Origin of the sequence: Rhodocytophaga aerolata (assembly GCF_030503435.1) — a bacterium.
Taxonomy (GTDB): Bacteria; Bacteroidota; Bacteroidia; order Cytophagales; family 172606-1; genus Rhodocytophaga; species Rhodocytophaga aerolata.
The window spans coordinates 1-9,235 of sequence record NZ_JAUKPO010000082.1; the positions used below are offsets into that span (position 1 = coordinate 1).

At 41.2% G+C, this 9,235-nt stretch carries 10 protein-coding genes; 5 read left to right on the forward strand and 5 right to left on the reverse strand.

Annotation, left to right across the window (positions count from 1 at the left end; all coding sequences use genetic code 11):
* Positions 1–137: 137 nt before the first annotated feature.
* The 5 genes from Q0590_RS35865 to Q0590_RS35885 form a co-directional block, all read right to left on the reverse strand.
* Positions 138–479, reverse strand: a complete 342-nt coding sequence (locus tag Q0590_RS35865; RefSeq protein ID WP_302042503.1) for a hypothetical protein — start codon at positions 477–479, stop codon at positions 138–140.
* Positions 480–900: 421 nt separating this feature from the next.
* Positions 901–1,968, reverse strand: coding sequence for a hypothetical protein (locus tag Q0590_RS35870; protein WP_302042504.1), 1,068 nt, complete (start codon positions 1,966–1,968; stop codon positions 901–903).
* A 368-nt stretch (positions 1,969–2,336) separates the two neighbouring features.
* Positions 2,337–2,921: an IS3 family transposase gene (locus tag Q0590_RS35875; RefSeq protein WP_366970814.1), complete on the reverse strand. Its 585-nt coding sequence runs from the start codon at positions 2,919–2,921 to the stop codon at positions 2,337–2,339.
* Positions 2,885–3,073, reverse strand: a complete 189-nt coding sequence (locus tag Q0590_RS35880) for an IS3 family transposase (protein ID WP_302042512.1) — start codon at positions 3,071–3,073, stop codon at positions 2,885–2,887. Before Q0590_RS35880 ends, Q0590_RS35875 begins: the two co-directional genes overlap by 37 nt.
* A 112-nt stretch (positions 3,074–3,185) precedes the next feature.
* The gene (locus Q0590_RS35885) at positions 3,186–3,458 is read right to left on the reverse strand and encodes a transposase (RefSeq protein ID WP_302042506.1); all 273 of its coding nucleotides are present in this window, start codon (positions 3,456–3,458) and stop codon (positions 3,186–3,188) included.
* A 211-nt stretch (positions 3,459–3,669) separates the two neighbouring features.
* On the opposite strand from Q0590_RS35885, the gene Q0590_RS35890 reads away from it, so the two are divergent.
* The 5 genes from Q0590_RS35890 (at position 3,670) to Q0590_RS35910 (ending at position 8,589) form a co-directional block, all read left to right on the forward strand.
* Entirely contained in the window at positions 3,670–4,290 is a 621-nt protein-coding gene (locus Q0590_RS35890; protein WP_302042507.1) for a WD40 repeat domain-containing protein, read from the forward strand.
* A 323-nt stretch (positions 4,291–4,613) separates the two neighbouring features.
* Complete coding sequence (locus Q0590_RS35895; RefSeq protein ID WP_302042508.1) at positions 4,614–4,859, forward strand: hypothetical protein; 246 nt, start codon at positions 4,614–4,616, stop codon at positions 4,857–4,859.
* A gap of 4 nt (positions 4,860–4,863) precedes the next feature.
* Positions 4,864–5,004 carry an MbcA/ParS/Xre antitoxin family protein gene (locus tag Q0590_RS35900; RefSeq protein WP_302042509.1) on the forward strand — a complete coding sequence of 47 codons (141 nt, stop codon included), beginning with the start codon at positions 4,864–4,866 and terminating at the stop codon, positions 5,002–5,004.
* Between the two features lie 3 nt (positions 5,005–5,007).
* Entirely contained in the window at positions 5,008–5,508 is a 501-nt protein-coding gene (locus Q0590_RS35905; RefSeq protein ID WP_302042510.1) for an RES family NAD+ phosphorylase, read from the forward strand.
* A 1,083-nt stretch (positions 5,509–6,591) separates the two neighbouring features.
* On the forward strand, positions 6,592–8,589 hold the full coding sequence (locus Q0590_RS35910; RefSeq protein WP_302042511.1) for a tyrosine-type recombinase/integrase: 1,998 nt from the start codon (positions 6,592–6,594) through the stop codon (positions 8,587–8,589).
* Positions 8,590–9,235: the final 646 nt, after the last annotated feature.

Consider the following 9,235-nt stretch of genomic DNA (forward strand, 5'->3'; position numbering starts at 1 on the left):
CTAAAGAGATAAATAGGGTAACAATAAATGGTAGTTAAAGTAACAGCCCCTTTCTTGAGACTTACATTACTTGATAAGGTAGATTCATCAATTGGTGAACCGATGCAAGGCATGGCTTTTTGAGTAGGTAAATAAAGTTACTCTCTGATCGCTACAAAAGTTTCTATGGTAGGAAAGCCTACTCGTTGTACTTGCAGGGTGTCTTCTTGAAGCTTTTTGATTAAATATTCTTGGCTGATAGCCTGTTGGTTTCTGTTTTCTGGTGGAAAAATGATAACAAGCATATCATGCACCTTCCTCCATTCAATGATTTGTGAAATGCTGCCCATGATGATTTTATATCTTCCATCCTCATGAAAGACAACTTGGGTCTCAAGATTATTATTCGTCAGGCTCCACTTCTTATTGGTCAGTAAGGCCTGTGCTTGCAAACTACTAGTAGCAGAAACAACCAAAACCAAGCCCACAGCTAGCTTCAAAAAAATCATCGGTACATTCCCTCCCCTTTGTTTTTTTGTACAAAAACTATTCCTATCAATGCATTTTTCCTTCTAAATTTTCAAGTGGTTACCATACTAGGATAGCAGCTAAGGCATCACCAGGTTATTAGTATGGCTCATATGCCAGATCTGATTTTGAAAGGTTTGAAAAGAATTAAAAAAAATACAACAGCTGAAGGGCAGGTAAGCAAACCGACAGGATGAGTTTTGCCTGTGCTTGTTGCCGGAGTTTAGTTTGGTGGCGGTCCCTATTCAAATAAGTTAATCAAAAAGGGGTAGTTTGAGTAACTCACTTCAACAACTGCTTTTACCCCTAGACTGGTCAAACAACAAACCGCAGGGTGGCTTTGAATTGTACCCTTCATAATTTCATTCTTCTATTCTATGCAAGGTCTGTGAGTTATTTTCCTTGCAAAGGGTCGATTTTATTCCATTCACCTTGTAGCGAAGTAGGTTTGAAGGTAGGATCGTTGGTTCTATAATAATCTCCCAATCCATTGGTGTAGTTGTACTCATATTGACCATCCAAAGCAACTTTCGTATTTGTCCATGGATCATTGAAACTCTGTCTTTCATAGATTTGATCCACAAAAGCGTTATGACTTCCATGCTCACTTCCTATAGTTGAAAAACTACCGTTGCTCTTTAGCGTTTTCATATAATTTTCATGGGCCACCTCTTGTATCTGATTTAGTCCCGCCATATTTTTTTGATGAGAGGCAAATGAGGCCTGTTGGTCAGCCATCCTTCGTTGATGATCTGCTTGCATTTGCTGAGTCTGAGCGTTAAACTGCTGCATTTGAGCCTGATGCTGAACTGCCATTTGCTGCCGATATCTGTGTCCTATCTCTGTGACGGTTTTACTATATTCAGGGTTCTCTATCATCGAATCATCCATTCTTTTTGCCACTAAAAGCAGATCATCAAAATGTTCTTGCGCTGCAAACATCATTCTAAAAGGTTGCAAACTGCCCATAGTGCCAAATCCACCAACGTGTGATACCATATAGTTGATCAATATCTTACCCTTAAACGTTTTGCCTGCTCGTTTTCCGGTAAAAGTAGTCTCCAAGATATTATACTGTTGGCCCATTTGAGCAGCTCTTTGTGCCAGTTCTCGGTATTTAGCATTCTGCTCACTTTCATGGCTAATTTGAAGCCCAGTGAAATGCAAATCCGTTAGATTTTCTGGCTTTATGATATGAGTGATTGCATGATCAAGGGCTTGTTGATAAGATGTATTGTTCATCACTCCAAAAGAAAAAGTGCCGGCATAGGCTCTGATGTACTGGTTTTTAGGTCCAATAACCACAAATGTATATCTTTGCGGGCCTCCCGTTATCCGATCGCAGGCTATCTCATAGTGGGCTTGCCAATTGGAGGGAATAGTCAATTTGGTAATTACCATATTTAATCCAGAGTCATGAATCTGAATATCTTTGAATGAAGAAGGTTGTTGACTGATCATAGGCATGTTCGCATTTTAGTTAACATTGTTTGGTTGAGCGCTAATGCAACTTGATGAGGTTGCCATACGTAGGATCAGACCAAGGCGTTTAACAGTCTTATTGGTCAAAATTTCTTAAATAAATATAAAAAGTTTACTGGAGGAATTTTTCAGGCAGCCATTCTTTTTTCTTCTAAATTAAATAAATATTGTTCTGGACTTCTGTTACCAATGCAGAATGCCTTCTTCTTCTATTATACTATTATATAAACCTTCGATATATCCAAAAACACAGAGTTTGGCCTGCTGCTTTGTAAAATAATTGGTATGATTGAGGTACTCCCCATTTTCAGGACCAAAAATGGGTAATTGTTAATTGAAGAATCTATTCAGGCGCTGCTAGCCAATGCATTGTAATAGACTGCGACAGGTAGTTGCCTTCCGATACCTTGATGGTACTTCTGGCAATTGTATTTTTCAAAGAAAGATTTCAGCCCCTGATATAGCTGCCAGCCATCTTCAGGTGGGGTAAGGCAAACATAATCATATTTTACTGTCCGCCATAATCTTTCAATATATACATTATCAATTGCCCTGCCTTTGCCATCCATACTGATTAAAATCTGCTGCTCCTTCAGATACTCTACCCACTTTTTACAGGTGAATTGACTACCTTGATCAGAGTTAACAATGTGTGGCTTGCCATATTGGGTAAAGGCTACCTGCAATGTTTCTACTACCCAATTTGCATCCATATTATTGGAAATATCCCAACCTACCACAAAGCGGCTATAGACATCGATGATGGCTACTAGATACATAAAGCCTTTAGCCATAGGTATATAAGTTATATCTATCTGCCAAACCTGATTACTTTCAGTGATAGACAGATTTTTCAACAAGTATGGGTAAATGTACTCAGCTCGGCCTAGCTTACTTAAATTTGGTTTGGGAAAGATGGCCATGAGGCCCATTTTCTCAGCAATCGCCTCACTCGTTTATGGTTAACTTGATGACCTTCTGCCCGCAGAAAATCCTGTAATTGCAAGACTCCTTCTGTGGGATGGTTTAAATATCGTTCATCTAACAGACGCATAATCCGCAGGTTTTCCTCTGTTTCAGCCACCGGTTGGTAGTATAGTGTGCTCTTGTGCAAACCTAACAACTCACATTGTGCTCGAATACTTAATCTACTCTCCTTGTTAATCATTGCCCGTAACTGCTTTAGCCCAGCTTCTTCAAGCTTTTTTTAAAAACTCATTTTCTAATTCTAACCTGCCAATCTTGGCGTACAACTGATCCGGGTCAATTACTTCCTGGGATTCCCCTTCAGACGACTTTTCAAATACGGAAGCGGCTCTACTGAGAAAGTCCTGCTTCCATTTACCAATCATCGTTGGGTGTACTTCGAAGCGTTTAGATAATTCCGCTAACGTCTCTTTTTCCTTAAGAGCTTCAATAGCGACTTTGGCTTTAAAATTTGATGTGTACTGCTTTCTTTTTGCTTTCATTAGACCACTATTTTAATACTTGTTTTTCAACTTAACTATTGGTCTTAATTTTGGGGAGTAGCACAAGTTACGGCGAAGGTCAATTTTTCGAAATAAAGAATGGTTACGAATACAAGTATCCGGTAAAATTTTATTCCAGTGTTGATGGTGCCGATTAAGTCCAAATGGCAAGGATCTTTTAGTATTTGGTCAGAGCACAGAAACTAAGCTTTTGGATTTTCCACACAATGTAGGCGACCGTCGATCCTTAAACCATCAGAACGCCGTAACCAGTGCCGTATTCGGCGAAGGCGGACAGCGTGTTTTGACTGCAAGTGGTGGCTTACTAAGATTTTGGGATGTAGCAAGTCTGAAACAGATCGGTTCGGCTATCAATTTAAATGTCTATGCACAGCAAGCAGACTTAAGTCCCGACGGTGAGTATATACTTACAGTAGATTCGTATGGCAGGTCAGACCTGTGGCAGGCATCTACCGGCCATCCTATTGTCACACTTATCGGGAATAGCACCGACGTTACCCACGCCACATTCAGCCCGGACGGTAAAAGTATTGTCACAGCAAACAAAGACAACACCGCTCACATTTGGCATATTGGTGCAGATTTGGATCTGCCTCCCGACTTGTTAAAAATACAGGCAAAAGCAATTACTGGTTTGGAACTCGATCTCAACAGCAATGAAGTCAATTATCTTCCGGCGCGACGATGGTATGACATTAAAGCAGAGTATTTCACTAAAGCTCGCAATCACTTCAGAGTGTGCAAGTATCGTGAATACAATTTATGGCGACGCTTCAGTCCAGAAGAAGCCAAAAGAATTTTTGGAAAATAGTGAACTTGATAATATCAAATTAACGACAATGGCACAAGCGCACAACAAAAGTATTGCTACAAGTGGGGCTGAGGGAAGCCGTGTTTCAGCGGTTTCAGCTTTTATCAACAGCAGTTCCCGCTAGACAAACAACACCAGGCAAAGTGCAAATTATCAATATTAAACTATAAATTTATCAGCGGTTTGCCGGGCATACACAGCAGCAAATATCCCAATGAAATGATAACTCTAAAAAATAAAATATTTAAGAAAATTTTCGTATTGAATGAGGAAATTTCCGTATATTTGTTTTATAACAGATTTAATTAGAGGAGCAAATAGTTATGAAAACATTAACTATAGAAGATGATTACACCTTAATTGATGCTGCTCATGAAGGCATTAGTATTGGGTATTTTGATAAACTGCTTCAGGTGAGTGGTATGCAAAAAGGGCTGCTTGCCTCTTTAGTAGGCATAGATGTTAAAACAGTGGATAACTACCGGAAGAATGCTAAAAAATTGATGTTTTGGAAGGGAGCTATTCTTAAAATTAGAACGATTATTCCTTTGTGGAGAGGAGGTTTTTGAAGACATGAAAGAGTTTAGAGAGTGGCTCGGGATCAATTCTTTAAGTTTAGGCAATAAAAAACCCATTGAATTTCTCAATACTTCTACAGGGGTTGATTTAGTCTATGATGAACTCCTGCGCATAGCGCATGGGTATGTCGTATAAGGCATGGAAGTATTTCGGATTACTAAAGCTAAATTTGCTGACCAGCTCTATGCATCCGGCGTGGAGGGTAGATGGAATCAGCGCGGAGAAGAAGTCATTTACACAGCATCCTCCAGGTCTTTAGCCTGTTTAGAAAATTTAGCCCATAAAGGAGGCAGAGGTGGGATTGAGACTTTCAGGACCATGGTGATTTATGTGCCTGATAGGTTAGCTGTTCAGCATATAAATCTGAGAAATCTACAAACAGGCTGGAATCAGATTACCCTTCATAAGCAATGTCAACAAATAGGATCTGATTGGTATGTGGCTAAAGACACGCCGGTACTGAAAGTTCCCTCAGCAGTGATTCCTGATGAGTTCAACTATGTATTAAATGCCAGGCATCCGGAATTCAAAGAAATTAAATTAATCGCTGTGTTACCTTTTGCTTTCGATAAACGCTTATGGGAGGATATCGAAGATCTACAAAACCAGCTAGATAGTTTACGAAAGAAAGAGTCCTAAACAGGTAATATTTCAGAAACTTACTAATTTATACAAATGGGTAAGTTATACAAAAGGCAGCTATTCATTTGCAAGATCCAATATATAGTCAGTCTTTTCGAGTATAAATGAACTTGTGACCTTTGACTGGCGAAAAAACCAGTAGGGGGAGAGGGATCTATCTTTTAACAGGTATTGCTCGTGCAAAACGCTTCTTTAGCCTGGCTAAGCCATTGATTTTTCCTAGCGAAACGAGGTAAAAAGGGCAAATTAAAATTATATTTCGAGACCTATATGAGACCTGAGTGGTATATCTTATTGATTTACAGCATATAGGCGACTGCCTTCTAAGCAGTAGGTCTTTGGTTCGAATCCAAACGGAATCACTCTCAAAACCGCTTAATTTCGCAAATTAGGCGGTTTTTTGTTTTTGAAATTTTGCTGTATACAATAAACTGAGATTTTTTGCTGCTGATTTTTTTAATCGAAAAGGGGTGTTATTGGGCTTTTCGCTATTAACTTTAACAAGTGGCTTTTTTTTCTACTAGATACATCAATTAAGAGTTATAATAGTAGATAGACAAATGGGGATACAAAACAGTTATTTATTTCTTTAATGATTTAGAGCAGACCACTACCAGAAAACAGGATTTCTATTCCAAATTCATTGGCCAGAAGGAGCCGATGAATGGATTTGAGTACTGGCGCAATAGGATATATTGGTACATTGAAAATGCTCAATTCGGTATCAAATGGGCAGCCATTTATGAGAATCAAAATGCTGACCGGGAAAAACAACCTATTCTAACTATTTTGGGGAATGGTGTAGAAAGGGCGCATGCGTCATGTAGCCCTACTTAATTTAGCCCAAAAGGGGAGGTGCTTACATAGTAATTTCAATACTCTATTTTAAGAAAAAATCGTCAACCTGTTTTTTATCGGCTTTAGGGCTAAGGTTTTACAAAGGGGATGGATTTGAATAAGTAAGTAGATCTGCTTACTTAACAATACTACTAGTTGTGATTTGATTAATCTACTTTTAGTAAGGTAGTTGAATGGTTGCTAGCATAGCTTATAGCTGTTATCCATACGCTTTCCTCTTATATGCTTTATTTACCTGAAGGGGTAGAAAGTGGATTCATGGAGGCAAATGTCCAGGAGCACATAAGCCCCCGGCTAACCTATGTTCAAACAATGCATTTTAACGTAAGTATTGAAAAAATCTCTCATAAAGGAGCAGACCGCATCCGGGTCAATATACCCTATGCATCGGAAGCCATTGGGCAAGTAAAATCCATTGAAGGCTATGCCTGGAGTGCTTCGATGAAATGCTGGCACATTCCCTATACAGCGGCGGCTTACCAAAAGCTCAAAACCCTTTTTCCGCAAATAAGTATCTTATCCACCCAGAAAGCAGCGCAACGAACAGAAGGCTCTTCTGACAGTATAGGTATTCCATCTTCACCAACTGCTCGGAACAGGCCTTTAACGGATGTAGCTACAGGCAGCAGCAGAACAGACCACATGCCGCCAACAGCGGAGAAAATGAGTAATCACGCTTCCTTTTCTGCCGCTCCGGCACCTACTCATCCTATCCTTTCGGTGGAAGCAAACCAACGGCCAGGCGGAAATGAGCAGGCAGCCCCCACCCATGCAGCTACTACTAAGGAGGTGGTACTTTACCTGGGGGCAAGTAAGCTAATCTTGCAGCTGCCAAAGAATGCCGCCGACATTACCTTTGTGCGCTCGCTGCGCTACAGCCGATGGGATGATGTGCACTTCCGGTGGCATATTACTCCTTCTCTCACCAACCTGACTTTGCTGCGCAATTACTTTGGCCAACGATTAAAAGAAGAAGCACTGCCAGCAGTGGAAGCAGCCGCAGGAGGGCAAAGAATGGAAACGGCAGGTTTTAAAAAGGCGGGGCTTAGCCAAGAAACGCCAATCCAAGCTAAACGGGGAGTAGATAAAGCCTTAAAGGCAAAACAAGAGCAGGGTTTAGCGGCAACCACCCTGCTGCTGGTGACCTACATGCAAGGCCGTGTGCGGTTACTATTTCCCTACCATACAGAGCTGATCAGGCTTGTCAAAAGCTTGCCATTGGCTAAGTGGGACGCTGACAACCGCTGGTGGACGGTAGCAGATACGGAGGCAGTCAGAGAAGGGCTGCAGGACTTCTGCACCCACCATGGCTGGCAGTTGCGGTTGGAACAGGAGCAAAAGCCGGCTGTGAGTAGCCCGGTGTTCAAAAGGGATAAAAGCCTGTTTCGTCCGTGTCCGGATGCGATGATTGAGAAGATGAGCGTGCAACGATATTCTTACCGGACCATCAAAGTGTACAAACGGCTTTTTGAGGAGTTTATTAATTACTACCCCACCCCTCCGGTAGAAGAGATTACAGAAGCAGAAATCATTGCGTACCTGAGGCATTTAGTAACAGAAAGGGCTGTGTCACATTCGTATCAGAATAGCGCCATCAATGCCATCAAGTTTTACTATGAGCGGGTCTTGGGAGGCAATCGGAAGTTTTACTATGTAGACCGGCCAAGGCGGGAAAAAGTACTGCCGGTGGTCTTAAGTGAAAAGGAGGTAGCGAGTATACTGACCAAAACAGACAATCTCAAGCACAAGTGCATTCTGTTAGTGATCTACTCAGCCGGCCTTCGCATGGGCGAACTTTTGAAGCTGGAACTATCGGCTATCGATAAAGACCGCATGCGCATCCATGTCAAAGGAGCCAAGGGCAAGAAAGACCGCCTGACACTACTCTCGGAAAAGACCTGGCAGTACCTGAGTGACTATATCAACCTGTATACCCCCAAGCGGTGGGTGTTTGAAGGCCCGGATGAAGGGCCCTACTCGGAGCGCAGCGTGCAGAAGATCTTCAAAGAAGCCTGCCTGCGGGCAGAAATTCTAAAACCGGCAACTGTGCATAGCCTGCGCCATAGCTTTGCCACGCATTTACTGGAGCGAGGTACGGACCTGCGCTATATACAAGTGCTGCTAGGGCATGAATCGGCTAAGACTACAGAGATTTATACCCATATCACCACCAAAGGCATGCAGGGAGTGAAAAGCCCCTTAGATGCCATGAAGCTCTAAGGCAACAGCAGAATAGGAGCAGGCTTGCGCTAGCACTTTTCTACTAAAGTTTCTAAAGGATGGTAAAGGCCTCTTTTTCTAACAATTAGTTTAAAATAGCAGAAAAGCTACAGCTGAAAAGCCCAATTATATTTTTCTTAGCTGTGCGAAAAGACGCTCATATCAGGTAGAATGGGTAAAAAATCAGCAATATAGGCGGCACAAAGCAGAAAAGGTGCGGGTATCTTCCCAAATGAGGTGTATAACCGCACCCGGAGAAATACAAAAAAGGAGGTAAGAAAAAGGAGCAGAAGACAGAAAAAGGAGAAAAAGCTTCAAAAAAGCATATTCCGGCTTCTAAAACTAAAGAAAAAAAAGAATGGATGTTTGTAAAGAAACGAAAGAGTCCTATCTTAAACTTGAGTAGGGAGCAGAGAGTAAAAGAGAGAAATGAGGGGATAAAAGGGATCACAAATGCTTAAATATAGCATTTAACAACTCTTATAGAAGCATGGCAGCTATAAAAGTAGGCTTTTTAGGGGAGCAGAAATAGGGTGTAGCTAAAAAAGAAATACCCGCAACAAAAAGGAGAGAGTTGCGGCAATAAATATGTTGGCTGTCAGTAAAATATAAAATTGGATAAAGTAAAAATAAACATTGACTTGTT

Coding starts and splice junctions, on each gene's coding strand:
- Q0590_RS35885 (WP_302042506.1), bottom strand. CDS start 3,458: ATGAAAGCAAAAAGAAAGCAGTACACATCAAATTTTAAAGCCAAAGTC.
- Q0590_RS35895 (WP_302042508.1), top strand. CDS start 4,614: ATGAAAACATTAACTATAGAAGATGATTACACCTTAATTGATGCTGCT.
- Q0590_RS35910 (WP_302042511.1), top strand. CDS start 6,592: ATGCTTTATTTACCTGAAGGGGTAGAAAGTGGATTCATGGAGGCAAAT.
- Q0590_RS35875 (WP_366970814.1), bottom strand. CDS start 2,921: ATGGGCCTCATGGCCATCTTTCCCAAACCAAATTTAAGTAAGCTAGGC.
- Q0590_RS35900 (WP_302042509.1), top strand. CDS start 4,864: ATGAAAGAGTTTAGAGAGTGGCTCGGGATCAATTCTTTAAGTTTAGGC.
- Q0590_RS35905 (WP_302042510.1), top strand. CDS start 5,008: ATGGAAGTATTTCGGATTACTAAAGCTAAATTTGCTGACCAGCTCTAT.
- Q0590_RS35870 (WP_302042504.1), bottom strand. CDS start 1,968: ATGATCAGTCAACAACCTTCTTCATTCAAAGATATTCAGATTCATGAC.